Origin of the sequence: Luteimonas sp. S4-F44, from assembly GCF_022637415.1 — a bacterium.
GTDB lineage: Bacteria > Pseudomonadota > Gammaproteobacteria > Xanthomonadales > Xanthomonadaceae > Luteimonas.
Genome location: NZ_CP093340.1, coordinates 2,226,891 through 2,250,912, shown reverse-complemented (window position 1 = coordinate 2,250,912; position 24,022 = coordinate 2,226,891). Strand labels below are relative to the sequence as shown.

Annotated in this window: 25 protein-coding genes; 15 read left to right on the top strand and 10 right to left on the bottom strand. The window is 67.2% G+C overall.

Annotation, left to right across the window (positions count from 1 at the left end):
• Positions 1 to 7: 7 nt before the first annotated feature.
• The 4 genes from MNO14_RS10330 to MNO14_RS10315 all read left to right on the top strand — a co-directional run bounded on the left by MNO14_RS10330 (position 8) and on the right by MNO14_RS10315 (position 3,933).
• On the top strand, positions 8 to 199 hold the full coding sequence (locus tag MNO14_RS10330) for a DUF2065 family protein (RefSeq protein WP_241943673.1): 192 nt from the start codon (positions 8 to 10) through the stop codon (positions 197 to 199).
• A 240-nt stretch (positions 200 to 439) separates the two neighbouring features.
• Positions 440 to 1,732 (top strand): adenylosuccinate synthase, encoded by a 1,293-nt coding sequence (locus tag MNO14_RS10325; protein ID WP_241943672.1) that lies wholly within the window; start codon positions 440 to 442, stop codon positions 1,730 to 1,732.
• A gap of 354 nt (positions 1,733 to 2,086) precedes the next feature.
• The gene (locus MNO14_RS10320) at positions 2,087 to 2,527 is read left to right on the top strand and encodes a DUF2231 domain-containing protein (RefSeq protein WP_241943671.1); all 441 of its coding nucleotides are present in this window, start codon (positions 2,087 to 2,089) and stop codon (positions 2,525 to 2,527) included.
• On the top strand, positions 2,524 to 3,933 hold the full coding sequence (locus MNO14_RS10315) for a sorbosone dehydrogenase family protein (RefSeq protein WP_241943670.1): 1,410 nt from the start codon (positions 2,524 to 2,526) through the stop codon (positions 3,931 to 3,933). Before MNO14_RS10320 ends, MNO14_RS10315 begins: the two co-directional genes overlap by 4 nt.
• A gap of 77 nt (positions 3,934 to 4,010) precedes the next feature.
• Here the strand turns inward: MNO14_RS10315 and MNO14_RS10310 are convergent, their stop codons facing one another.
• Positions 4,011 to 4,412: a RidA family protein gene (locus tag MNO14_RS10310; RefSeq protein WP_241943669.1), complete on the bottom strand. Its 402-nt coding sequence runs from the start codon at positions 4,410 to 4,412 to the stop codon at positions 4,011 to 4,013.
• A gap of 122 nt (positions 4,413 to 4,534) precedes the next feature.
• Here MNO14_RS10310 and MNO14_RS10305 point away from each other — a divergent pair, with 122 nt between their 5' ends.
• From MNO14_RS10305 to MNO14_RS10290, 4 genes are all read left to right on the top strand, one after another.
• Positions 4,535 to 5,467: a LysR family transcriptional regulator gene (locus MNO14_RS10305; protein WP_241943668.1), complete on the top strand. Its 933-nt coding sequence runs from the start codon at positions 4,535 to 4,537 to the stop codon at positions 5,465 to 5,467.
• 306 nt (positions 5,468 to 5,773) lie between these two features.
• Positions 5,774 to 6,541 (top strand): histidine phosphatase family protein, encoded by a 768-nt coding sequence (locus tag MNO14_RS10300; RefSeq protein WP_343226386.1) that lies wholly within the window; start codon positions 5,774 to 5,776, stop codon positions 6,539 to 6,541.
• Complete coding sequence (locus MNO14_RS10295; RefSeq protein WP_241943667.1) at positions 6,538 to 7,434, top strand: NAD(P)H-hydrate dehydratase; 897 nt, start codon at positions 6,538 to 6,540, stop codon at positions 7,432 to 7,434. The genes MNO14_RS10300 and MNO14_RS10295 overlap by 4 nt, the downstream gene beginning before the upstream one ends.
• A 195-nt stretch (positions 7,435 to 7,629) precedes the next feature.
• Positions 7,630 to 7,962: a hypothetical protein gene (locus MNO14_RS10290; protein WP_241943666.1), complete on the top strand. Its 333-nt coding sequence runs from the start codon at positions 7,630 to 7,632 to the stop codon at positions 7,960 to 7,962.
• 135 nt (positions 7,963 to 8,097) lie between these two features.
• On the opposite strand, the gene MNO14_RS10285 is transcribed toward MNO14_RS10290, so the two are convergent.
• The gene (locus MNO14_RS10285) at positions 8,098 to 9,489 is read right to left on the bottom strand and encodes an NAD-dependent succinate-semialdehyde dehydrogenase (RefSeq protein WP_241943665.1); all 1,392 of its coding nucleotides are present in this window, start codon (positions 9,487 to 9,489) and stop codon (positions 8,098 to 8,100) included.
• Between the two features lie 290 nt (positions 9,490 to 9,779).
• Here MNO14_RS10285 and MNO14_RS10280 point away from each other — a divergent pair, with 290 nt between their 5' ends.
• Positions 9,780 to 10,289 (top strand): hypothetical protein, encoded by a 510-nt coding sequence (locus MNO14_RS10280; RefSeq protein ID WP_241943664.1) that lies wholly within the window; start codon positions 9,780 to 9,782, stop codon positions 10,287 to 10,289.
• 5 nt (positions 10,290 to 10,294) lie between these two features.
• Here the strand turns inward: MNO14_RS10280 and MNO14_RS10275 are convergent, their stop codons facing one another.
• Positions 10,295 to 10,978 (bottom strand): hypothetical protein, encoded by a 684-nt coding sequence (locus tag MNO14_RS10275; protein ID WP_241943663.1) that lies wholly within the window; start codon positions 10,976 to 10,978, stop codon positions 10,295 to 10,297.
• Between the two features lie 278 nt (positions 10,979 to 11,256).
• Here MNO14_RS10275 and MNO14_RS10270 point away from each other — a divergent pair, with 278 nt between their 5' ends.
• Positions 11,257 to 11,805, top strand: a complete 549-nt coding sequence (locus MNO14_RS10270) for a YaeQ family protein (protein ID WP_241943662.1) — start codon at positions 11,257 to 11,259, stop codon at positions 11,803 to 11,805.
• 441 nt (positions 11,806 to 12,246) lie between these two features.
• Positions 12,247 to 14,439, top strand: coding sequence for a diguanylate cyclase (locus MNO14_RS10265; protein WP_241943661.1), 2,193 nt, complete (start codon positions 12,247 to 12,249; stop codon positions 14,437 to 14,439).
• A gap of 97 nt (positions 14,440 to 14,536) precedes the next feature.
• On the opposite strand, the gene hxsA is transcribed toward MNO14_RS10265, so the two are convergent.
• The 6 genes from hxsA to MNO14_RS10235 form a co-directional block, all read right to left on the bottom strand.
• Positions 14,537 to 15,127 carry a His-Xaa-Ser repeat protein HxsA gene (hxsA, locus tag MNO14_RS10260; protein WP_241943660.1) on the bottom strand — a complete coding sequence of 197 codons (591 nt, stop codon included), beginning with the start codon at positions 15,125 to 15,127 and terminating at the stop codon, positions 14,537 to 14,539.
• Positions 15,127 to 16,344 (bottom strand): His-Xaa-Ser system radical SAM maturase HxsC, encoded by a 1,218-nt coding sequence (gene hxsC / locus MNO14_RS10255; protein ID WP_241943659.1) that lies wholly within the window; start codon positions 16,342 to 16,344, stop codon positions 15,127 to 15,129. Before hxsC ends, hxsA begins: the two co-directional genes overlap by 1 nt.
• Complete coding sequence (hxsB, locus tag MNO14_RS10250) at positions 16,331 to 17,839, bottom strand: His-Xaa-Ser system radical SAM maturase HxsB (RefSeq protein WP_241943658.1); 1,509 nt, start codon at positions 17,837 to 17,839, stop codon at positions 16,331 to 16,333. Before hxsB ends, hxsC begins: the two co-directional genes overlap by 14 nt.
• Positions 17,836 to 18,141, bottom strand: coding sequence for a hypothetical protein (locus MNO14_RS10245; protein ID WP_241943657.1), 306 nt, complete (start codon positions 18,139 to 18,141; stop codon positions 17,836 to 17,838). Before MNO14_RS10245 ends, hxsB begins: the two co-directional genes overlap by 4 nt.
• Before the next feature lie 90 nt (positions 18,142 to 18,231).
• Positions 18,232 to 20,097, bottom strand: coding sequence for a DUF2075 domain-containing protein (locus tag MNO14_RS10240; RefSeq protein ID WP_241943656.1), 1,866 nt, complete (start codon positions 20,095 to 20,097; stop codon positions 18,232 to 18,234).
• Between the two features lie 28 nt (positions 20,098 to 20,125).
• A complete protein-coding gene (locus MNO14_RS10235; protein WP_241943655.1) occupies positions 20,126 to 20,476 on the bottom strand; it encodes a nucleotide pyrophosphohydrolase in 351 nt (116 codons plus the stop codon).
• Between the two features lie 66 nt (positions 20,477 to 20,542).
• Here MNO14_RS10235 and MNO14_RS10230 point away from each other — a divergent pair, with 66 nt between their 5' ends.
• The 4 genes from MNO14_RS10230 (at position 20,543) to MNO14_RS10215 (ending at position 23,133) form a co-directional block, all read left to right on the top strand.
• Positions 20,543 to 21,166 (top strand): DUF429 domain-containing protein, encoded by a 624-nt coding sequence (locus MNO14_RS10230; protein WP_241943654.1) that lies wholly within the window; start codon positions 20,543 to 20,545, stop codon positions 21,164 to 21,166.
• Between the two features lie 189 nt (positions 21,167 to 21,355).
• A complete protein-coding gene (locus tag MNO14_RS10225) occupies positions 21,356 to 21,775 on the top strand; it encodes a hypothetical protein (RefSeq protein ID WP_241943653.1) in 420 nt (139 codons plus the stop codon).
• A gap of 63 nt (positions 21,776 to 21,838) precedes the next feature.
• Complete coding sequence (locus MNO14_RS10220; RefSeq protein WP_241943652.1) at positions 21,839 to 22,279, top strand: sigma-70 family RNA polymerase sigma factor; 441 nt, start codon at positions 21,839 to 21,841, stop codon at positions 22,277 to 22,279.
• Between the two features lie 110 nt (positions 22,280 to 22,389).
• Complete coding sequence (locus MNO14_RS10215) at positions 22,390 to 23,133, top strand: hypothetical protein (RefSeq protein WP_241943651.1); 744 nt, start codon at positions 22,390 to 22,392, stop codon at positions 23,131 to 23,133.
• Between the two features lie 278 nt (positions 23,134 to 23,411).
• Here the strand turns inward: MNO14_RS10215 and MNO14_RS10210 are convergent, their stop codons facing one another.
• Entirely contained in the window at positions 23,412 to 24,011 is a 600-nt protein-coding gene (locus tag MNO14_RS10210; RefSeq protein WP_241943650.1) for a TetR/AcrR family transcriptional regulator, read from the bottom strand.
• Between the last annotated feature and the right edge of the window lie 11 nt (positions 24,012 to 24,022).

Here is a 24,022-nt window from a genome sequence, read left to right as displayed (position 1 = left end):
CACGTCGATGGCGCAGTTGTGGGCAGCGCTGTGCCTGGTGGCGGTGATCGAAGGGCTGATCCTCTTCGTCGCCCCGGGCCTGTGGAAGCGCACCGCCGCCCAGATGCTGGCGATGTCGTCCGGTGCGCTGCGGCGTGTGGGTGGCGTGGTCCTGCTGCTCGGCGTGACCGCCCTGGTGCTGGTGCGCGGCGCGGGCTGAAAGCGCCTGTGCCCCGGGGATGAACCCCCGCCTGTACCCGGGGTGGCCCCGCGCGACGAAAACCCGGAGAATGCACAAAAGCCGGCTGGCCGCCCTTGCACGGGCGCGTCAGTCGGCTTTTTCCGTGTCCGGGCCCGGCGCGGCGGACGTGCCCCGATGGCGCGGTCCGCAGCGGCGCGTCGGTCCAGGTGCGGACCCACTCTGCGGCCCCGATGGCCGCACGCAACAGGAGTCATCAAGATGGGTCAGTCAGTCGTAGTGCTCGGCGCGCAATGGGGCGACGAAGGCAAGGGCAAGATCGTCGACCTGCTCACGCAGGACATCGGCGCGGTGGTGCGCTTCCAGGGTGGCCACAATGCCGGCCATACGCTGGTCATCGGCGGCAAGAAGACCGTCCTCCACCTCATTCCTTCGGGCATCCTGCGCGACGATGCGCTGTGCCTGATCGGCAACGGTGTGGTGCTCAGCCCCGCGGCGTTGATCAAGGAAATCGGCGAGCTCGAGGCCGCCGGCATCGAGGTGCGCTCGCGGCTGAAGATCAGCCCGGCCACGCCGCTGATCATGCCCTACCACATCGCCCTCGATCAGGCCCGCGAGAAGGCCGCAGGCGGCAAGGCCATCGGCACCACCGGCCGCGGCATCGGCCCGGCCTACGAGGACAAGGTCGCCCGCCGCGGCATCCGCGTCGCCGACCTGCACTATCCCAAGCAGCTCGAAGAGCAGCTGCGCACCGCGCTCGACTACCACAACTTCGTGCTGACCCAGTACCTGGGCGTGGAGGCGGTGGACTTCCAGAAGACCTACGACGAGGCGCTGGCCTTCGGCGAGTACGTCGAGCCGATGAAGTCCGACGTCGCCGGCATCCTGCACGACCTGCGCAAGCAGGGCAGCAAGGTGTTGTTCGAGGGCGCGCAGGGCGCGCTGCTCGACATCGACCACGGCACCTATCCCTACGTCACCAGCTCCAACACCACCGTCGGCGGTGCGTTGGCCGGCACCGGCGTGGGCGCGGATGCGATCGACTACGTGTTGGGCATCGCCAAGGCCTATGCCACGCGCGTGGGTGGCGGCCCGTTCCCGACCGAACTCGACGACGAGATCGGGCAGGGCATCCGCGATCGTGGCCAGGAGTACGGCGCCTCGACTGGTCGTCCGCGCCGCTGCGGCTGGATAGACATCGTCGCGCTCAAGCGTGCGGTCGCCATCAACGGTATCTCCGGACTGTGCATCACCAAGCTCGACGTGCTCGACGGCATGGAGAAGCTCAAGGTCTGCATCGCCTACGAGTACCGCGGCAAGCGCACCGAGTACGCCCCGCTCGACGCCGCCGGCTGGGACGAGTGCACGCCGGTGTATCTCGAGTTCCCGGGCTGGGAAGAGACCACCCACGGCATCACCGAGTGGGACGCCCTGCCGCCGGCAGCACGCGCCTACCTGCGCGCGCTCGAGGAACTGGCTGGCTGCCCGATCAGCATCGTCAGCACCGGCCCCGACCGGGCGCACACGATGGTGCTGCAGGACCCGTTCGCCTGATCGCGGACGCTGCGTGACCGACACGGCCCGGCATGTCCGGGCCGTGTCGTATCCGGCGCCCGGAACACGGTGGCGCCATCGCCCCGCGGACCCGGCCGTTCGCGCACGCCGGACTTGCACGCGATGGCGCGCGGCGCAACGATGCGCCAGGCACGCCACGTCAGGCGGTCATCGTCTGCCTTTGGCCCATCTCGAGGCCTGAGGCCCGGCGGCGGCCACCGGGACGCGTTCCGCGCGGGGCAGGGGACCACCACACTGCAGCCGTTTCACCGGCCCTTGCCGCCGCTTCGAGGAGGATGGCCGCTGCCGCGCGTGGCCCGCGCGCGACGCGTCCCGCCCTCATCGAGACCTTTCATGGACACACGCCCTGTCGTCGTGGCGCCATTGCACAGGCCGCTGCACCCCTTGCACATGCTGCTGGTCACCAGCGCATTCCCGCTGTTTCTCGGCGCGCTGATCGCCGATATCGCCTACGCGCGCAGCTACGAGATCCAGTGGACCAACTTCGCCTCCTGGCTGCTGGTCGGCGCGATGCTGTTCGCCGTCGTCGGCCTGGTCTGGGCGCTGGTCTCGCTGGCCGCCCCGACCGCGCGCACGCGCACCCGGTTCCTCTACGTCGGCCTGCTGGCGCTGACCTGCGTGCTGGGCTTTCTCAACTCGCTGATCCATGCGATGGATGCGTGGCAGAAGATGCCGCAGGCGTTGGTGTGGTCGACGCTGTGCGTGCTGTCGATCGCCGCGACCCTGTGGTTCGCGCTGGGCGGCACGCTGCGCCGCCGGGAGGTGGTGGCATGAACATCAGGGATCTTTCTCGATCGAAGACCGCGTTGCGTATTCTGGTCCCCGCGCTGGCGTTCGCGCTGGCGGCCTGCAATGGCACGCCCGAGGAGACCTATGTCGGCCCGTCGCCCGACCTGCCCAAGCCGCAGCGCGGTCTGTTCCCGACGTTGAAGGTCTCGCTGCCGGCGCAGTGGGGCGATGAGCGCCCGCAGGTGCCCGAGGGCTACGAGATCACGCCGATCGCCGACAACCTGCAGATCCCGCGGCAGATGCTGGTGCTGCCCAACGGCGACATCCTGGTCGCCGAAGGCCGCGGCGGCCGCGCGCCCAAGCTCACGCCCAAGGACATCATTGCCGGCGTCATCAAGGGCCGCGGCAATACCCAGGTCGAGAGCGGCAACCGCATCACCTTGCTGCGCGACGGCGATGGCGACGGCGCTTACGAGAGCCGCTCGATCTTCGCCGAGGGTCTGGATGCGCCCTACGGTCTGGCCTTCGGCAACGACTCGATCTATGTCGCGACGCAGGATGCGCTGCTGCGCTTCGACTACACGCCCGGCGCGGTCAACGCCGCCGGCCCGCCGCAGGAGATCACCCGGTTGCCGGCGGCGATCAACCACCACTGGACCAAGTCGCTGGCGATCAGCCACGACGGGCGCTATCTGTTCGTGGGGATCGGCTCGGACAGCAACATCACCGAGCGCGGCCTGGCGGTGGAAGAGAATCGCGCGATGATCTGGCAGGTCGACGCGCAGACCGGCTTCCATCGCGTGTTCGCCACCGGCCTGCGCAATCCCACTGCGCTGGCGATGCAGCCGGGCATGGATCAGCTGTGGGCGGTGGTCAACGAGCGCGACGAGATCGGCGACGAACTCGTGCCCGACTATCTGACCAGCGTGCGCCCCGGCGGCTTCTACGGCTGGCCCTACAGCTACTGGGGCCAGCACGTGGACGCGCGCGTACGCCCGCAGAAGCCGGACAAGGTCGCCAGCGCCATCGTGCCGGACTTCGCGCTCGGCTCGCATGTCGCCGCACTCGGCTTGGCGTTCTCGTCGCCCGCGATGGGCGCGCAGTTCGCCAATGGCGTGTTCGTCGGCCAGCACGGCAGCTGGAACCGCGATCCGCCGGTCGGCTACAAGGTCTCGTTCGTGCCATTCCGCGACGGCCGCCCGTCGGGCGAGGCGATCGACTTTGCGACCGGCTTCCTCGGCCAGGACGGCAAGGCCCGCGGCCGCCCGGTCGGCGTGGCGGTGGACCCGCGCGGTGCGCTGCTGGTGGCCGACGATCTGGCGAACACCATCTGGCGGATCGTGCCGACCGGGGCGGGGGCGGGTGCCCGTGCGCCCGCGGCGTCTTCCGCACCCGCGGCGGCGCCACCGGCCGACGCGCCTGCACCGGCATCCCCACCACCCGCAGGCTGATCACGGTCTTCGCATGCGACGAAGAATGGGCCCTGCGGGGCCCGTCCTGCCGATTGGCCTTGACTGCTGCGTCTCGCTCAGCCGGGCGTGCGCGGGAGCTTGGCGACCACCTTGATCTCGAAATCGAAGCCGGCGAGCCACGTCACCCCGACGACGGTCGCAGTCGGGAACGGCGCCTGTCCCCAGTACTCGGGCACGATCGCCCACGCCTGCTCGAAGCGGGTCGCCGGATCGACGACGAAGAACGTCACATCGATCACGTCGTCGAATGTGCAACCGGCGGCATCGAGTACCGCATTGAGGTTCTCGAACGCCCGGTGCACCTGGCGTTCGAAGTCCGGCTCGGGCGATCCGTCCTCACGGCTGCCGACCTGACCGGAGACAAACAGCAGGCCGTCGGTGCGGACCGCCGGCGAGTAGCGGTGGCGCTCGTACAGCGCATGGCGGTGAGCAGGGAACACGACATCGCGTGTGGTCATGGGCGTTGCACCTTCAAATACAGGACAGACATCAGTCTGGTGGCCACCGGCGGCGGGATAAACGCGCCCCTGTGTCCAGCACTGTTCGTAGAATCCGGACAATCTCATCAGTGGGACGCCCGATGGACCGTTTCGACGCGATGCAGGCCTTCGCGCGCGTGGTGGAGACCGGCAGCTTCACCAAGGCCGCGGCCACGCTGCACATGAGCCGCACGACGGTGACCCAACTGGTGCAGCAGCTCGAGGCGCGGCTGCGGGTGCGGCTGCTCAACCGCACCACGCGCCAGGTCAACGTGACCGCCGATGGCGCTGCCTATTACGAACGCGTCGTGCAGTTGCTGGCCGACATGGACGATGCCGAGACCAGCCTGTCGAGCGCCGCCGCTGCGCCGCGCGGGCGGCTTCGGGTGGACGTGCCCAGTCCGTTCGCACGCCTGGTGCTGGTACCCGCGCTGCCGCAGTTCCATGCCCGCTACCCGGACATCCAGCTTGATCTCGGCGTCAGCGACCGCCGCATCGATCTGATCGGCGAGCACGTCGACTGCGTGGTGCGTGGCGGTACGATCACCGACCAGTCCTTGATCGCGCGGCATGTCGGCGACCTGCAGTTCGGCGTGTGTGCCGCGCCTGCGTATCTGCAGCGCATGGGCATGCCGGCGCATCCGCGCGAGCTCGAAGACAGTGCGCACCGCATCGTTGGCTTTCTGTGGGCGCGCACCGGCAAGCCGCTGCCGATTGCGATGCGCCGCGGCGACGAGTCCCTGCAGGTGCAGGGGCGCTACGTGGTCGCATTGGACGACGGTAACGCCTACCTCGCCGCCGGGCTCGCCGGCCTGGGCGTGCTGTGGCTGCCCGCCTACATGGCCAAGGCGCCGACGGCGAGCGGCGCACTGGTGCGCCTGTTCGAGGACTGGCAACTCGACCCGATGCCGATGCACATCGCATTCCCACCCAACCGCCACGTCAGCGCGAAAGTGCGAGTGTTCATCGACTGGGTCATCGAGCTGATGGCCGAGCATGCCCCCCTGGCCCGGCAGCCCCCCATCCAGCCATAAAACCGGGGTCAGAGTGCGGTTTCGAGCGGACATCATTGGGAGGCGGCAGAGGCCGTCACCCGGCCGGTGCGCCGCGTCGCTGCCCCTGCACTCGGCTCGCCCGTTGTGCGCACCAGGCGCTGCGGCCGACGCGCGGATTCGCGCCTCCTTGACGATGCGCTGGCGATGCTGCGGTGCCCCGCAATGGAGACCTGCATGACGATGCGTGCCTGCGGCCTTGGCCGTGTCCAGAGCGCCGCGTGGGCCCATTGCCTCGCGCCGACCTCGCCCGTCGCCTGCGGCGCACGCCGCGTGGAGCGCTGAGCGATGGCGCGGCTTCGTCACACCGACTGGCCGGACCGGCTGTGGATCGTGCGGCATGGACAAAGTGCCGGCAATGTCGCGCGCGACGAAGCCGAACTCGCGCAGACCCATCTGATCGACATCGAGACCCGCGACGCCGACACCCCGCTCTCGGACCTCGGGCATCGCCAGTCGAAAGCACTGGCCGCGTGGTTCGCCGATCTGCCGGCCGACGAACGTCCCACCGTGCTGCTGACCTCGCCCTTCGTCCGCGCTCAGCAGACCCTCCATGCGGTCGCCGATGCACTGGGCATCGATCGCGCCGACATCGTCGTCGACGAGCGCCTGCGCGAAAAGGAATTTGGCATCCTCGACCGCTACACCGTGGCCGGCATCCAGGCCACATTTCCCGAACTGGCCGCGCAGCGCGCGCAGGTCGGCAAGTTCTACTTCCGTCCGCCGGGCGGTGAAAGCTGGTGCGACGTGCTGCTGCGCCTGCGCAGCGTGACCGAAGTGTTGCGCCGCGACCATGTCGGCGAGCGCGTGTTGATCGTCGCCCATCAGGTCATCGTCAACTGCTTCCGTTATCTGCTCGAGTGCATGGACGAACAGCAGATCCTCGCCATCGACCGTGAGGCCGACGTGCCCAACTGTTCGATCACCGCGTACGCACTCGACCGCAACTGGCGCGATGCGCGCTTCGAACTGCAGGTCGCGAACTTCGCGCTGCCGGTCGAGGCGGGCGGGGCACCGGTCACCGACGCCGCCGACGCCCCGGCCGGACCGAAATGACCCCGCGCGCGCCGCGTCGCCCCAATGTTCGCCGGCTGACCGCGCCGCTGCTGCGCGCCTGGCCGTTGCCCGACCCGTCGGGCGGGCAGAGCAAGGAGGACCGCGGTCGTGTGCTGGCGATCGGCGGCAGCGTGCAGATTCCCGGCGCCGTGCTGTTGGCCAGCCTGGCCGCACTGCGTGCCGGCGCAGGCAAACTGCAGGTCGCCACCGTCGCCGAGGCCGCACTGCCGCTGGCGATCGCGATGCCCGAGGCCAAGGTCATGGGCGTGCCGGGTACCCGCGACGGCGCCATCCGCGACCTCGGCCGCAAGGCCACGGCCGCTGCCCGCAGCGCAGGCGCAGTGCTGGTCGGCCCCGGCATGGACTGCACCGCGGCCACGCGACGCGTCGTCGCTGCGGTGCTCGATGCGGTCGCCTGCCCGGTCGTACTCGACGCAGGCGCCTTGCAGGCTGATGTCGTGCGCACGTTGCAGCGCCGGGCGGGCCAGGGCGCGACCATCATGACGCCGCACATCGGCGAAATGGCCGGCATGCTGGGCATCGACGCCGATGCGATTTCCGCCGACGCCCAGACCATCGCCCGCGACCATGCGCGCGACTGGGGCGTGGTGCTGGTGCTCAAAGGGCCGACCACCACCATCGCCGCGCCTGACGGCCGCCTGTGGGTCAACACCGCCGGCAGCGCGGGCCTGGGCACATCGGGCTCGGGCGATGTGCTTGCCGGCCTCATTGCTGGTCTCGTCGCTCGCGGCGCGGCGCCCGAACAGGCCGCCGCCTGGGGTGTGCACCTGCATGCCCGCGCGGGCGCAAGGCTCTCGCGTCGCGTGGGCCTGGTCGGCTTCCTTGCCCGCGAAATCGGTGACGAGATTCCCGCGCTGATGCAGCGGCTGTAGCCAGGCAGCAAGAGGCCGCAGCGATCCCTGTCGCGCGATGGCGCGAGCGCAGGGCGACGCCGGCTGCACGGCGCCTTCGCCCCGATCAGACGGCGGACCTCAGCACACCAGATATCCCGGAATCAGCACCGGCCCGATGGGCCTGGCCGGCGTGCGGCTGCAGTCTGGGCGCGTCATCCAGCCAGGAGCAATCCCATGCCGATCATCGACACAAAAAAGAAGGCCACCACCGCCAGCAACCGCGCGATCAGCGCACTGCACAGCGAGAAGCAGAAAGGCATCGCGAAGTGGAAGTCGTACCTCAACCCGAAGAACACGAACCCGGACCTGTATGTGCTGGCGGGCGCCGTCGTCGTGCACCTGGATCACTTCGACCCGGAGACCTACGACAGCCCGGGCACGGTCTACAAAGACAAGAGCGGCCACTACTACGGCGAAATCGTGCCCGCGAGCGACCAGGGCGGCGACGACATCCCGCCGCAGCCCGAGCGCGGCCTGCCGCCCACGTCGGACGACGAAGACGACTGATCCACTTTCTTCTCCGCACGCAGGAGAGGCCGGGGGAGGGAGCAAGCCAACCACACACTCGCCTCAACCTCCGTATCGCATGCTCTGCTCCCTCCCCCGCTTCCGGGGGAGGGCTGGGGAGGGGGCAATCGCCCCTCAGAACGACCCGTGGATGTCCGTCACCACCACGACCTTCTCGTTGACGAACTCCGTCAATCCCAGGTCGATCAACTCATGGCCATAGCCCGAGTTCTTGACGCCGCCGAAGGGGATATCCGCCTTCACGCCGGTGGGCTGGTTGATGTAGACCATGCCGGTCTCCAGCCGCGCGGCCACGCGCTTGGCGCGTTCGGTGTCCTGGCTGAAGACCGAACCGCCCAGACCGTACGGAGAATCGTTCGCCAGCCGGATCGCCTCGTCCTCGTCGGCGACGCGATAGACCTGGCTCACCGGCCCGAAGAACTCGGTGCGGTAGGCCGGGTTGTCGGCGGTGATGCCGGTCAGCAGCGTCGGCTGGTAGAACGCACCCTGCGTGGGCACCGGCGCGCCCAGCGTCTCGGCCTTGGCGCCGTTGGCGATCGCGTCCTCGACCTGCCGCGCCAGCCCGTCGCGCGCCCCTTGCGACGATAGCGGCGCCAGCGTCGTGGCCGGGTCCATCGGGTCGCCGGCCTGCAGCGCAGCCACACCGGCACGGTAATGTTCGAGGAACGCGTCATACACCGGTGCCTCGACGATGATGCGCTTGGACGACACGCACACTTGGCCGGCGTTCCAGTGGCGGCCGAACACCGCCCACTTCGCGGCCTGCGCGACGTCTGCATCCGACAGCACGATGAAAGCATCGGCGCCGCCCAGCTCCAGCGTGCTCTTCTTCATGTACTTGCCGGCCAGCGCCGCCACTGCCGAGCCTGCACGCTCGCTGCCGGTCAGCGCCACGCCGCGCACGCGCGGGTCGGCGATCACGCGCTCGACGTTGTCGTGCGAGACGAACAGGTTGGTCAGCAGCCCGTCCGGCGCACCGGCATCGCGGAACAACTGCGCCATCGCCAGCGCCGACTGCGGCACATTGGCCGCGTGCTTGAGCACGATCGCGTTGCCCGCGGTCGCCTGCGGCGCGGTGATGCGAATGACCTGATAGAACGGGAAATTCCACGGCTCCACCGCGAACAGCACGCCCAGCGGCTCCTTGACCAGTTGCACGTCGGTCTCGCCGAAGCCCTCGGCGGGCAGGTAGCGCGGGCCCATCGCCTTGGCGCCGTGCTCGACGTAGTAGTCGAGGATCTTCGCGCACAGCTCGACCTCGGCCTCGGCCTCGGCCATCAGCTTGCCCATCTCCAGGGTCAGGATCTGCGCGAACTCGCGCGGCTTGGCGCGCAGCAGCTCGGCGGCGCGGCGCAGCACCTGTGCACGCTGCTCGAACGAGGTCTCGCGCCACTGCAAGAACGCAGCGTGCGCGCGGCCGACGGCCGCGTCGATCTGCGCAGGCGTGGCCTCCTCGAACGTCTTGACGGTCTCGCCGGTGTAGGGATTGGTGGTCGCAAATGCCATGGGTGTCTCCTTCGCAGGGATGGGCAGCTCGTGGACACAACAGGCAGGGGGAGCTGTCCAAGGAGACCCTGCGTCGGCGGCGTCGCGATGCAAGCGGCTGCGTCCGGTCCACAGCACGTTGGGGCGCCCAGGCGGCGCAGCAATGCGACACGATGCAGCAGACGCAGAACGATGCGTACCGCACACAGGCGCGCCATGAACGCGGCGGGTCGCGCAAGACGGCGGCCCTCCGCGTGCCCGGTTGTGCGCCGGTGCCCTACGATGCCCGCCCGTTTGTCCACTGCCGCGCCATGTCCGCCCGACCGCCTGCCACACCGCTTCGCGACGCCCGCTTCGCGAGTGCCTGTCCGCCCGAGGTCGCCGTCGCCCGGCTGGCTGCCGGAGTGCGGCGACGCGGCATCCTGCCGCCGCGCGAGGAAGTGATGATCGGGCGGGTCACCGAACGGCGGGTCGTGCTCGAGCGCCACGTCCCGCGCACGCGTAACGCCTTCGAGCCGGTGTTCGTCGGTCGCTTCCAACCTGCGGGCACCGGCAGCGTGCTCGCTGGCAGCTTCGCGATGCACTGGAGCGTGCGGGCCTTCCTCACGTTCTGGTTCGGCTTCGCGGTGGTGTGGACGGGCGCGGTGATCGCGCAGGGGATCGCTGGAACATCGCGCGCCTGGCTGCTGCTGCCGGTGGGCGTAGTGTTGGGACTGATCGGCGCCGGTCTCGTCGCATTCGGTCGGAGCCTGGCGCAAACCGACATCGCCTGGCTGTCCGGTCGCATCGCCGCAGCGCTCGACAGCCCGCGGGATCGCTGAGGCGGCTAAGGCGTCTGGGCTTCCGGCGCCAGCGTGTGCACCACCTTGCCCTGCGCATCGAGAAACTCGATGGCGCCGTAGCCCTCCGGCGTGACGGTCAAGCGCAGGCGGGTCCGGTCTTGCGCATCGCTCAGGGCGATCGCCGGCGTGCCATCGGCGGCCACGCGCATCTCGATCCGCGTGGGGACCTGCACGCCCGGTACGAGCTTGTTATCCAATGCGGGTTCGCGGATCGGCGGCGGGGCCTGGTTGATCGAGAACCGGACGTCGCCATCAGGCGACACCCGCCAGCCGATCGCATCCATCGCCGGATGATCCAGCGCGAGCACTGCCATGCCGCCATTGACATCGGCGGTGCCGAAACCACCGCGTTCACTGCCCGTGTCGTCGTACAACACCATGCCGGCCACATTGAACGCGCGTTTGTACTGGATGCCGTCGATGATCGGCGCGGGTGTCTGTCCGGAGAGAGTCATGCGGATCACGCCCTTGTCGTCCACGATGTCGATGCGGCGTGCGGTGATGCGCTCGCTGTCGGGCACGTCCACCCGCGTCTGTGGTGACCGGTCGACGATCAGGCCCTGCAACTGCTCGACCGTGGGGCGCTTGGGCGCCGTCGTGGGCTCGGCCGACGCACTGGCGCCCAGCAGTGCGATCACAGCGATGGCGACACACCCGATCTGCTTCATGCGATTCCCTTTTGTGGCTGGTGTTGCCTGCGCGGCGGTGTTTGCGCCACACGCCGTCATATCCTCACACGGATGCGTCCGGGTGGCGCTGTCGACGACCGGGGCAGGCGCTTGGCGCGCAGTAGACCACAATGCAGGGTATCGACGTCAGGCTCGCTGTCAGGCGCAGCCAGCAGCGCCGCCGCAGCGACCCCGGGGCCGGCGTGTGATCGTGAGGCGCACCGGTTGCCACACGCCGTGCACGCCTACAATGGCGCACCTTCCGAGACGGCCCGCCCATGGCGCCCAACGCGACGATCTACCGGCTGGAACTGCAGGTCAGCGACATGGACCGGCATTACTACGCCGAGCACAACCTCACGCTCGCCCAGCATCCGTCCGAGACTCCGAACCGGCTGATGGTGCGGCTGATTACGTTCGCGCTGTACGCCCACGAGCGGCTGGAATTCGGCCGCGGCCTGAGCAACGACGAAGAACCCGACCTGTGGCTGCGCGACTACACCGGCGACATCGAGCAGTGGATCGATCTGGGCCAGCCCGATGAAAGCCGCATCCGTAAGGCCTGCGCCCGCGCGCGCAGCGTGGTCGTGGTGAGCTACAGCGGCGGCAGCGCCGAGATCTGGTGGAGCAAGCAGCCCGCCGCGCTCGCGCGGCTCAAGAACCTGACCGTCCTCGACCTCGACCCGGCCGATGTCGAAGCCGCCGTCGGCCTGCTGGAACGGGGCATGCGCCTGACCGCGATGATCCAGGACGGCGAACTGCAGCTGATGAGCGACCGCGCCAGCGTCGCGCTGACGCCGCGGGTGCGGCTGGCGCCGACGGGGTAGGGCGAGGCGACGTCGAGCTTGGCATCGCCCCAATGCGGTGGCACGTTCGCCAACGTGCAGCGCTCCTGACGCCTTAGCGCGCCGTCGAGCTCGCCATGCGCACAGACGAATGCCGATTGCCTGGTCCGCATCAGCCCGGCCTAAGGAGGGCGATGGCAGTGCCGCGCCAACACGGGCCCTTGCATCACTTGGCACAGCCCACGGCACTTGGATTGGCAGCCCATTGGACCTGGCTTGGGCGCATGCCGTTCGTGACCGAGTTCACTTCCCACGCGTGACAATCATCACGTAATCTTCACTACAGATCGGGCAGCCGCTGCCGATACGAAGAATCCGGACGGACGATGCGACATCGGTCGCAGACCGGGGAGGGCGATCGACGGCGGCGCGCCGATCGGCCAGGGAACGCCAGCGCGCCAGTGTCTTGCTGGGGACCTGTCCATGTCGCATTGCGCCCGTTCGCATTCGTTGCTGTTGCCGTGGCTGCTCGCCGCCGCCGGCCCCTCGTTGGCCGCCGAGCCGGTGACTGCCGACCCCTGCACCACACCGGCGGACGTGCCGGCCTGCGTCGCCGAACTCACGCCCCGCGACCCGGCCACCGCGCTGCGCATGGGAGAACCGGTATGGCAGGCGAACGCATCGGCGGACCCGGATATCGCCCTGGGCCTGGCCCTGATCGATGCGGCTGGCGCTGCCAGCCGACGCGATGTCGTGGTCGAGATCGGCAGTGCGCTGCGCACCCGCGCGCCGCTGACGCCCGAGCAGATGCTGCGGCTGCTCAAGCAGCTCAACGGTGCGATCTGGGTGGCCCGCGACGCGGCCCGCATTGCCGAGCTCGAGGACGAGACCGCGCGCCTGGAAACCCGCCTCGGCGGCGAGCACGGTCTCGCCGAGCTGTGGCGGCAACTCGCCGCGTCCTACTACAACGTGGGCGCGCAGGACGACGCCTTGCGCGTGGCGCGCATCGCGCTGTCGAAGGTGCCCACGCACCCGCACCTGGTGGAGTACAACGCCAACCAGATCGTCTTCATCATCTCCGCCCAGCAGGGCCGCATGCCGGAGGCGATCGAGGCCTTGCTGGAAGTCGAGCGCGTGGGCAAGGCGCTCAACCGTCCGGCGGACCCGGCCTTGCTCCACAACGCCACCGGCGTCTTCGTCTACGCCCAGGATTGGCCCAAAGCCATCGAGTACGGCCGCCGCGCGCTGGCCGCCTATGACGCCAACCCCCGGCCCAGGCTGCCGCGCGCCGAGATTCTGAGCAATCTCGGCTCGGCCTATGAAGGCGCTGCCCGCCTGGGCCAGGCCGAGGCGTTGTACCGCCAGGCACTCGACAGCGCCCGCGCCGAGGGCGCATCGCCGGTGGCCGCGCTCAACAACCTGGCCCACGTGCTGCGTCGGCTCGAGCGTCCGCGCGAGGCGCTGCCGCTGTTGCGCGAAGCCGCCGCTGCGATCGAAGGCGCCGGCGACAACGGCGAGGCCGCCATCGTCTACTCCAACATCGGCGCCGCGCATGCGGACCTGGGCGAACACGAGGCCGCGGCGGTCGCGTTCGAGCGCTCGCGCGCACTGTTCGCCCAGTCCGACAACGTGCCCCGCCGGCTGGAGCTCTACCCACGCATGATCGACACCCTCGATGCGCTGGGCCGTCACCGCGAGGCGCTTGCGCTGATGCGCGAGTACAAGGCGCTCAACGACGAATCGGTGAACGTCGAATCGCGCACCCGTATCGCCGAACTCGAATCGGCCATCGGCCTGGCCCGCAAGGAGAGCGAACTGGCCGCCGTCGAGCGCGCCCGTGCCGACGAACAGGTCGCCTTCGCCGCGCTGCAGACCAGCGAACAACGCCAGCGCAGCATCGTCTACGGCCTGCTGGCTGCCTTGCTGGCGCTGGGCACATTCGTGGTGCTGAAACTGCGCGAAGGCCACCGCCGCCGTCACGCCAATGCCGAACTTGCCCGTAAGAATGTCGAGATCGAGGCCCAGCACCGCGAACTGGAACAGCTCAACGCCGCCATCCGCCGCCAGAGCGAAGAAGACGCACTGACCGGCCTGCGCAACCGCCGCTACGTGCAGACCTGGCTCGACACACGCGTCGCCGCGCAGGCCCAGGGACAGCCGCAGCCGCCGATGCTCGTCGCACTGCTCGACCTCGACCACTTCAAGCGCGTCAACGACCTGCACGGCCACGAAGGCGGCGACCACGCGCTGATGCACCTGGGCGACATCCTGCGCGACTGCGGCCGCACCGGCGACGTCATCGCCCGCTGGGGCGGCGAAGAATTCCTGTGGATCTGCCCCGGGAGCACACTCGCCGACGCCCCGGCCTTGTTCCGCCGCCTGCGCGAACGCCTGCAGGCCGAACCACTGGTGCGCCCGACGGGGACCGTTGCGCTCAGCGTCTCGATGGGCGCCAGCCTGTTTCCCGCGCACTCCAGCCGCAGCGGCGACTGGCCGCTGAGCCTGCGCATCGCCGACGCCGCGCTCTACCGCGCCAAGCATGAAGGCCGCGGCCGCTGGGTGGGCTACGCCATCGCCGGCGACGGCCCGTTGCTGGCCGACGACGAACTCGACCTGGCCGTGGACCTGCTGGAAACGCGCGGGCGGCTGCGCCGGTGGGGGATGTGGCGCCTGTGATCGTGTGACGAGGCAGGCGGGGTGGTCGATGCAAGGCTGCTGTCACGCCCGAGGTGTAGGCAACGCCTCTCGCTTGCTGATTGCAAACCCGCTCGACTTACAGCCTCACGCTCAACGCCGTCAGCGTCTCGGTCGTCATCGTACCTGTGACCCTGAGGCCATAAGCGGTCTGAAACGCACGCAGCGCCGTTTGGGTCTTGGGGCTCATCACGCCGTCAATCGCACCTGGATCGTAGTTGCGAGAAAAGAGCGCGGCCTGCACCCGCATTATCAGCATGCTCAGGTCTTCAGCATTCCGCTGCGGCGCTTGGGTCTGCAGCGTTGCGGGACTCAGGTTGGTTCCCGTGCCTGTGGATTGGGGGTTGCGCGACTCGTCGAGTGGTCTCACCTGACTTGGCGTGGGTGTTGGTGGCCGCGGCGGAGGCGGGTAAGTCGATGGTGGAGTATAGGAGCGGTATGAACTGCCCGAGCCTGACGAATGCGACCGGTGCGAACTGTGTGACCGGTGCGAACTATGGCTTCGATGGCCTGCATAGAGGTTGTCGAGCCCGGCGTTGAGCGATGAGCTCAACACGGTCGAGTACTTGGCATCCGCGGCGGCAAGTTGCAGCAGGTCTGTCGGGCGTTGTGGGGGCTCCGGCGCGAAGGCGCCTAGTGCGCCGCCTGTGAGGATGAGAGCAGCAGACATCAGGCGGCCTCCAGATCGAGTTCAATGGGGATGACTGCGCGGCTCGTCCATTGGGGGGTCACCCAGGAGAAGAAGCCACCGCAGCGATGCTTTACAGCGCATGGGGTACATGCATCGAGGTAATCGTTCTTCCAGTTGGAAATGCTTTGACGCGCGAACGGCCAAAGCGATTCCGGAATGGTGCATAAGGGCAGGTTGTAAAGCGAAACATCCATTCCGCGACGGCTCAAAGCATTCACTGCACCTTGCAGCTGCGCGCTGTAGTCGGCCGGGTCTGCCCAGAGTGCCGCGTGGTGCGCCTTGGCAAAGCCGGTCGGCTCGATGCCCATCAGCGCGACATGCTCGACAAACGGAAGGTTGCGAAGAATGAAGCGAGCAAGCGCCTCCAGACGTTCGAGCGATGGTTTCACTAGTACGACGCGGATCTCGATGCGTTGCTTGGCCGCCTCGAGTGCATACAGGCCGCGGAGGGTCTGCGCGAATGCGCCCTCACTCTGGACCACGTAGTCGTGCAAGGCGTAGTGATCCCCATAGAGTGGTATACCCCAGGTCAAACGGGGATGGATGCGCTCGAACTGGTTAGCGAGGTCGGTGCTGCCGAGAAGACGACCATTGGACAGTACGTGTAAGTGCGTACTGGGCAGGCGCTCCGAGCACTTCGCTACAACAGTAGCGAGACCATCGCCCAACAGTGTCGGTTCCCCGCCGCTGATCGCCAGCGATGGCTCGGTGTCGTCGATGAGCTCCACCAGATCGCAAAGATGCTGAACCCGCCAATCATCCTCAACCTGGCGCGGCGGCTGGGAACACATCAGGCAATAGCTGTTGCAGCGCTCGGTAGCGAAAAGCACATTGCCATTGTCGCCGCGACGATAGCGCACGGCGGCGCGCTGACGGTAGGGGTCTAGCTCAAGGACGTCGCCGGGTTTGGCGATGGCGCTGTCGCCTTGCAGCGCCGCCACAGGACGTCCGGACGACCAGACCTGCGCAAGTAGACCGTCTGAGACGACGTCCTCCCATGGCTGGGTACCGATGAGTGCGCCCCATCGTAGGTCGAGAAGTTCAGGTGTCATCGCGGCCTTGGGAATCGATCTCAAATCCAAAGCCATTCGCTCGAGCGGGTACTGGTCCTCGGCGAGTTCGTGTAGCCCAGCAAGCTTGACTAGTAGCGGACTCGTCAGGCCGGTCACCGCAGCTTTGGTTTCAAGCGGCAGCATCGAGTGCGTCCTCTGCTTCGTGGGGACTACTGATATTCCCGAAAGCCCAGCTTTCCAGCACACGCCGGTCCGCGGTATCGGCGGACTCATAGCGCTGCAGCAAAAAATCGAACATTCCCATCTGCCGCTGGCAGAAGTCGCTCGTTGGGCGGTGACCAATGGCGTCACCCTGACGGGCATAGTGCTCGATGGGGTCTGCGCCGCACATCGGGACGTAGGCACAATCGCTACATGTGGGCAGTGACTCGGACACCCCGGCAGCCATCAGGCGTGCCATGGCCGGTGAAGCCAACCAATCACTCACTGACTGAGCCACGTGACCGAGTGCGAACGAGGTATCCCCCATGGCCGCCAGCATGCGCGCTTCGTCGGAGGGGTACACCTGACCATCGTAGTCGTAGATGACCGCACCGAAGCCCCCGCCTGTAGGCGAGCGCAGGTCCACGTAGCCGTGCCCGAAAGGACCAAGTAACTGCGAGAGCAGCAAACTGGCAAACGTCTCATCCATGACGTAGCCGGAGCGGTTGACCGCCAGCAGATGCTCCAGCGCTCGCCTGTAGAACGCAAGATAATTCGCCGTGCTGTAGCCGTTGCGCTCGCGCGTCTTTGCGGCAAAGCCGTAGGGGCTTAGCGGACGCAACGAGATGGAATGGAGGCCGAGTTTCCGATACTCATCGATGATGGCTTCGGGCGCCTCAAGGCTGCGGCGGGTCAGTGTGGTCAGTGCCGATACAGCATCATCCCCCAGCGCCTTGCGGCCACGCGCCATGCCCTCGACCGTACGCCGGTAGCTGTCGCGCTCTGGCCTTGGCCGATTTGCGTTGTGTAGCCACTCAGGGCCATCAAGCGAGGTCGAGAGTTTGAAGCGGTGTTCCTGGAAAAAAGCCAATTGCGCATCGGTGAGATCATGCAAGGTAGAGGCCAGCACAAAGCGCAACGCACGCTTCTCGACGACATTAAGCGCAACGATCCGTTCGGTGATAGCCCTCACCTGCTCAAAATTGAGTAGTGGCTCTCCCCCCTGGAATTCGATGGTCAGCTCGCGCGACGGCCACTCGAACAGGCGTTCGACCGCAAGGTTGGCGGAGTACTCATTTAGATCGAAGGCCGTCGCCGAGGCCTGCTGACGGGATACTTGGCAATAGTTGCAAGTGTGGTGACATCGCAGCGACACCACGAAGATATGAAGCGCCGGCCCCCCGAACAGGTAGGACTTCCGGGTTCGATACTGGCTTAGCAATGGTGCAAGCGTGCTGCGCTGCGGATCGATCACTGCGAGGTGACGCGACTGCAAATCCGCCAGCAAAGGATCATGCATGTCCAGCGCGTGGTTAACGAACTGATCAAATGCGTCTCGACTCATGATCAGCCAATCGCCCGCCAACGACGAGACGAACACGCGGTCGCGATCCCATGAGAGGCGACGAAAGCGAAGAGGAAGCAGGCGGTAGCTCTGAGCAGAGCCGGTAAACGCCTCTGCGGGACGAAACTTCATGGCGTGCTATCCGTGCGCCGCGGCAGCGCTTCGCGTAGCGCTGCACGGATCAGTTCCGCGTGCAGGTCGCATGTCTCCTCGCGAACAGATTGCCGCAGGCGCTCGTCCAGTGCGTCGTCCCGAAATCGGGCTTCCAAGTCAGAGGGGCGCTCGACACCAGCACGCGGTGTGAGCGTCACGCCGATCTCGTCAGCATTGCTGTGGATGGCAACGTGGAAGAAATTCGTATAGCGGTGTGCCGTGCGCGCGATGACTTCGTCGCCGAAGAGACCGCGGTCGAACCGGATCGTGGAGCTGTCCATCGCTCATCCCCCTGTGCCGCCCCCCCGCGGCTTAGGTACTGTGCGCTAGGTCGCGATTTTTCGCAACTGAAAATTCGGTATTTGCCGGTTTCAGCGCAGATCGGGGAATTGATACGGGATGCGATTGATATTCGTCGCATACACGTAGCACCCTTTCATCCCCCGGCTCATCAGCGTCTTGTACGTGTTGCGGATGATCCGATCCACACGCTCCCGCGTGGCTTCGGGGTCCTGCTTCATCAGCGTCTTGTAGCCGCGAATCGAGCGGTCCATGCGCGAGCGATGTTCGGGGGCGGTGACCAGCTGGCCGTCGCATGATTGCAGGTCCGGGCCGATGATCACGCCGACGTAGTCCAGCTCCAGGCCCTGGCAGGTGTGGATGCAGCCGACCTGTTCGACCGAATCTTCTGCCACGATCCAGAGGCTGCCGTCGCGGTCCAGGTTCCACTGCGCGCGATAGCCGAACTCCGGGATCACGATGTCGTCGGCGTTCGGGTTCTTCTTGCTGTTCCAGTCCCAGCAGTAGCCCGCCACAACGCGCGACTTGTTGTTGACCTTGTTCTTTTCGCGGATCAAATCGTGCAACTCGACCGGGGAGTCGACGATGCGAAAGTCGAAGGTGTCGCGGTCGAAGTCCGGGTTAGCGGTCTCGCGCAGGCCCAGCCAGTCGTCGAGCCATGCGATATAGCCATCCGAGCCGCTGCAGCGGAACTGGGAGGCAAGTTCCAGCATCGTCACCTGAGCGCCGGCGGCGTTGGCCCACTGGACGAGTTCGTTCGTGTGGCCAATGTCGGCCAGGGTCACGATCTGGTCGTCGTCGACGAAGAAGATCGTGCACTTGGCGCTGCGGATCAGTTCCATCACCTGGTTCTGGCCGAGGTTGCCGTATAGGCCGCTCTTGGCATTGAGGCGGTGCGCCTCGTCCACGACCAGCGTGTCGAAGACATGGGGCTCGGCGGTGTGGAACCGGCCGGAGCCTGAGAACAAGGCGCCGATCTCCGCCTTGCGCAGGTGACCGGCTAGCTTCTGTGCGTACACCGCACGCGGCGCGGCGTTCTTGGACACGTACTGGGTTACCAGCCCCCGCTTGGTCAACTCGACCAGCAGGTTCACCGCCACGACGGACTTGCCGGTGCCCGGGCCACCTTTGACGATGACCACTTGCTTGCGCTCTGGGCTGGCTTCCACAGATCGCGCCAGGCAGGTCTCGTAGACCACCTTCTGGTCGTCGATCAGCACGAACTCGCGATTGCCCTTGAGCATTTTGACGACGCTGTCGGCCAGCATCTTGGAGGGGCGGATGCGGCCGTTCTCGATCTGGTAGAGCAGGGCGCCGCCGTCGCCCCTGCGCACGTGCTGGCGGATGAATGCGCGCAGGCGTTCCAGCTCATCGTCACCTCGGAGGAACAGCGGTGCCTTGTCGAGGTAGGGCGCGTAATGCGGGTGGCGGATGACGCCGTCGTCGCGGTAGTTGTGCAGATAGGCGCATGGCCGCAGTTCGGTGCCGCTGTCGTAGACGGCCTCGTTGAAGCCGTCGAGCAGCGCGGCGTAGGACCACGCCTGATAGCTGGGGTGCGGGCCTTCGGTCTCGCGGCGGCCGCCCCGGTTGGCGACGATGAGGCCGTCCTTTTCGCTCAGGCGCGCGCTCGACCACTGCTTGAGCTCGACGATGACCACATGCGGCGTGCCGTTCTCGGCATGGCCGGAGAGGATGAAATCGATGCGCTTGCCGCTTTGTGGAATGCCGAACTCGACGCCGATGCCGGTGTCGTTGGGAATCTGCCGGTCGCGCAGCACGCGCGCCATCTCACGCAAGGAGCCGTGCCAGGCGCGGGACTCGCTCTCGCTGGCGTAGCGCCCGGTCTTGCGCAGGTACGCATCGCGGATCAGATCCTCGATATCGCGGTTGTCGCTGTCGTCGAGAAACTGTTGCTTGGTGGACTGGTAAACGATCACGCGGCCGGCTCCCCCGGTAGGCCTGTGGTTAGAGCTCGGTGTACTTGGCGCTGCTGCCCTTGGCGCGCTCGACGGGATAGCGCTCGGCATTGCGGGCGAGCTTGTCGCGTGCGGCGGCCAGCGGGTCGATGCCCAACTTGTCGGCCAGTTGCAGCAGATAGAGCAGCACGTCGGCGATCTCGTCGGCCACCTGCGCCGTGCGCTCGGCATCGAGCTGGCGGCTCTGCGCCTCGGTGAGCCACTGGAAGTGCTCCAGCACTTCGGCCGCCTCGATCGACAGCGAGGCGGCGAGGTTCTTGGGGCTATGGAACTGCTCCCAGTCGCGCGCTTGCGCGAAGGCCCGCAATGAGGCCTGGAGGGCCTTGATGTCCTGGCTCAAGCAGTGAGGTCCGTTCCCTGTTGGCTGGCAGTATAGGCGGGTCGGCGGCGGACGAGGATGCGACCAATGGACTGCGTGGGAGTGGACGGCGCTGGGGCCGGCTGGTTCGCCGTCTGGCGTGCCAGCGCGGGGCTCACGTTCGCGGTGTACGCCAGCCCAAAGGCGCTCTTGGATGACCATCGGCGGGCCCGGGTCGTGGCAGTGGACGTGCCGATCGGCCTGGCCGAGCATGGGGCGCGTCCGGTCGACAGACTGGCGCGCCGGTTCGTGGGCGGGCGCCGCGTAGCGCGGCAGGATGCGTACACGCCGCCCGAAGACGTGGAGCCTGCAGAGGCCGCGGATGCCGATGACGCGGCGGAGGGTGTGACGATGGGCGTTTACGCCAAGGCGCGCGCAGCCCAGGCGGCCGAGGTGCCCGCGGACTTCGTGTTCGGCGTCACCATCGATCAGGCCGATGCGTTGGACCGTCTGGTGCAGACGCTGATGGCGCATGGCGATGTGCTGGCGTCCGGTCATGATGACGATCTGGCTGACGCCACGATCTCGACGCTGGGGCTGGCGATCTCGGAGGGCGCCGACACGGTGCGCGAGATTCTTGAGCAGGTACAGGAGCAGCAGTTGCATGCGTCGTCGCGGCCACCGACGGGTGTGCGTGAGCCGCGTCCGACTTACGGGGCTGCGCTGCACTGATCGGATGAGGGGTGGGCCGGGCGCGCTGCGCTGACGTTGCGCGCCCGGCTTTGATTATCTAAAATTCAGATTGAGGGTGACGGAAGCTTCGCAGTGCAGGTCAGGCCAGGGGGGGGCGCGCGGCCTGTGGCCTCTGCGGGGACACCCGGACTGACTTCTCTGGACTCACTGCACAGGAAGCTCGCCGACATGACAACGCAACGGATGATGGCCGGGGTCACGCTGGATCAGGTGGATCGACTCGACCACTTGCTGCAATCGATCACCGCCCTGGGTGATGTACTCGCGATGGGGGATGTCCCCCTCCTGCAGGAACATACGGTGTCCACGCTTGGGCACGCGATCTTTCGCGCCGGGCTCGAGGCGCAGGAGATTCTCGACACAGTAGGTGCGCAGCGGCTTGGGATGAACGTCACGGTCGACCCTGCGGCCAGCTGTGATGTCGACAGTCGCAAGTCGCGCTCGGTCAAGGAGAACGAGTTGCGGCGCCGCCTGTCGGAGGCGCGCACGCGCGAAGAACTGGAGCGCGTGCTGGAGGACAGCTACTTCGACAAGATCCGTCAGGTACTGGCCGATGGACCCGGCGGGTCCGCCAAGGACGATGAGTAGGCCCAAGGCGCGGGCGCGGTTCGATGCCGCGGTGCCGGGCTTGCGTCGAATTGCTTGAGGTACTTGCGTCGCCGCGTTCGCCACGCGGATCTGGCCGAAGATCTGACCCAGGAAACACTCGTGCGCCTACTGTCGTATCGGGAGAATCCTGACATCGAAAGCCATACGCGCCTGATGTATCGGATTGCACAGAACTTGATAATCGAGTTCAGACGCGCTCGCGGGCGCCGACATGCCGCACAGCATGTCGGCCTGGACGATGCTGGCATGCTGCCGGCGCTGCTGGCTCCGGTCGAGGAGATCGTGGAGATGCGTTCGACGCTGGTTGCCGTGCTGGCGCGTGGGCTGCCCGGCTTGCCGGCCAAGTGTCGGCAGGCCTTTGAATTGAGCAGGTTCGATGGGCTGACCTACGACCAGATCGCGGCACGAATGGGCATCTCCACCAAGAGGGTGGAAAAGCACATCAGTCCGGCGCTGTCGACGTTACGCACTGCAACAAGCTGACGATCCGTGCTTGGTGTTGCAGCGCGATCTGCGGTCGCACGCGATGTGTCGCGTCGCGAGCCGCCTGAAACGGATCGAAGGACGTTTTCCCCCACACATGGAGGTCAATCATGACCGGATCACCGAACGACACGGACGAACACCTGGGTTACTACCTGTCGGTGGATGCGCAGTTCCGCCTGGAGCGGCTGCGCGTGTTCATGCGCTTCATCGCGCGGCTGGCCGAGCCGCGCACCAGTGAAGACGACCCGCCGCAACTGGACTGGCAGGAGTTGCAGTTCTGCATGGAGCAGCTGGCCGAGCAGATCGACAGCGTGATGGAGGTGCTGGACTGGCCGGCGTGGCGGAATGCGGCCGACCGCACTGCCGAGGACGCAACGTCCGCGTCGATGGACGAGGACGATGCGGTGCCTGCCGAACGCGCGGTCAAGACGGCACGGCCCGGCGACCAGGCGTCGCGCGCGTCGACCGGCCAGGCCGAGGACGCACCTGCAGCGACCTCGTTCGGCCAGTGCACGGACGGCGAGCCGTTTGTCTTCGGCCTGACGACGGACCAGGCCGATGCGCTGGGGAGGCTGTTGCAGACGATTGCCGCGCATGGTGACGTCATTGCCTCCGATCACGCGGACGATCTCGCCGACGACACCTTGTCGACGCTGGGCCTGGCGATCTCCGAAGGCGCGGATGATGCCCGTGTGTTGTTGGATCAGATCGAGACGCAGCGCCTCGGCGTCGCCTCGCGGCCGATCCACGGCGTCGAAGAACCCCGGCCCCGCTATGGCGCTGGCGTGGCGCATCTCGCACATCGCCGTACCCACCTGCGCACGGCCGCACCGGCGTATCGGGTGCATTGAGCGGTTCGGCTTAGGCGCTGCCGGACGCCTTCTGGTGTCCGGCAGCGCCAAGTCCTTGGCCGCCATGGACTCATCTCTCAGGCGATATAAGAACTTGGCTCAAGTTGAGATTGTTCCGAGGATTCGTATCCATGTGCTCCACCAAGACATCCAGCGGGATCAGATGCTGCGAAAACGACGTGCATGCATTGGATGTGGTGGTCGCCGAGCTTGAGCGGCACTTGATGCGAGCGATCCGTCGACTGACCAGCCGTTCGTAGCGAACGCGCGCATGGTGCTTACTTGCAGCGCCGAACCACCGACACGATCGTCTGTTCGAGTTCGTCCTGGGCCTGCGCAGGTGTGATGTCGCCGGCGCAGGCGGCATCGGATAGGGCATCGGCCGCGCCGAGCATCGCCCAGAGCGACGCTGTCGACAGGCCCGCCGGGCCGGCGAATGGGGCGAGGACCGCTGCACACTTGTCCAGAAACGTGTGCTGGTAACGGCGTTTGACGGCGGCCAGTTCGGGCGAGCCGCAGAGTGCGGCCAGCACGCCGGCGATCTCCGCGCCCTGTGCCAACACGCAGTCCACGTAGCTGGTGGCGATAGTGCGGGCCTTGGCCTGCAACGTTGGCCGTGCGGCGGCGACGGCGGCGTCGAAGAGCGCCGTCTGGCGCACGTCGAAGTCCTCGTACAGCGCCGCCAGCAGGCCGTTGCGCGTGCCGAAGTGGTCGTAGACGACAGGCTTGGTCACGCCTGCGGACTCGGCCAGCTTGGCCAGCGTCAGGGCGTCCGTGCCGTCGTGGCCGATCAGCGTCCAGGCGGCGTCCAGCAACTGACGCGTGCGTTCGGCTCGCGGGAGTCGGCGGCGGCTGTTGGCGGGCGCGGGCGTAGGCAAGGCGGGGTGTC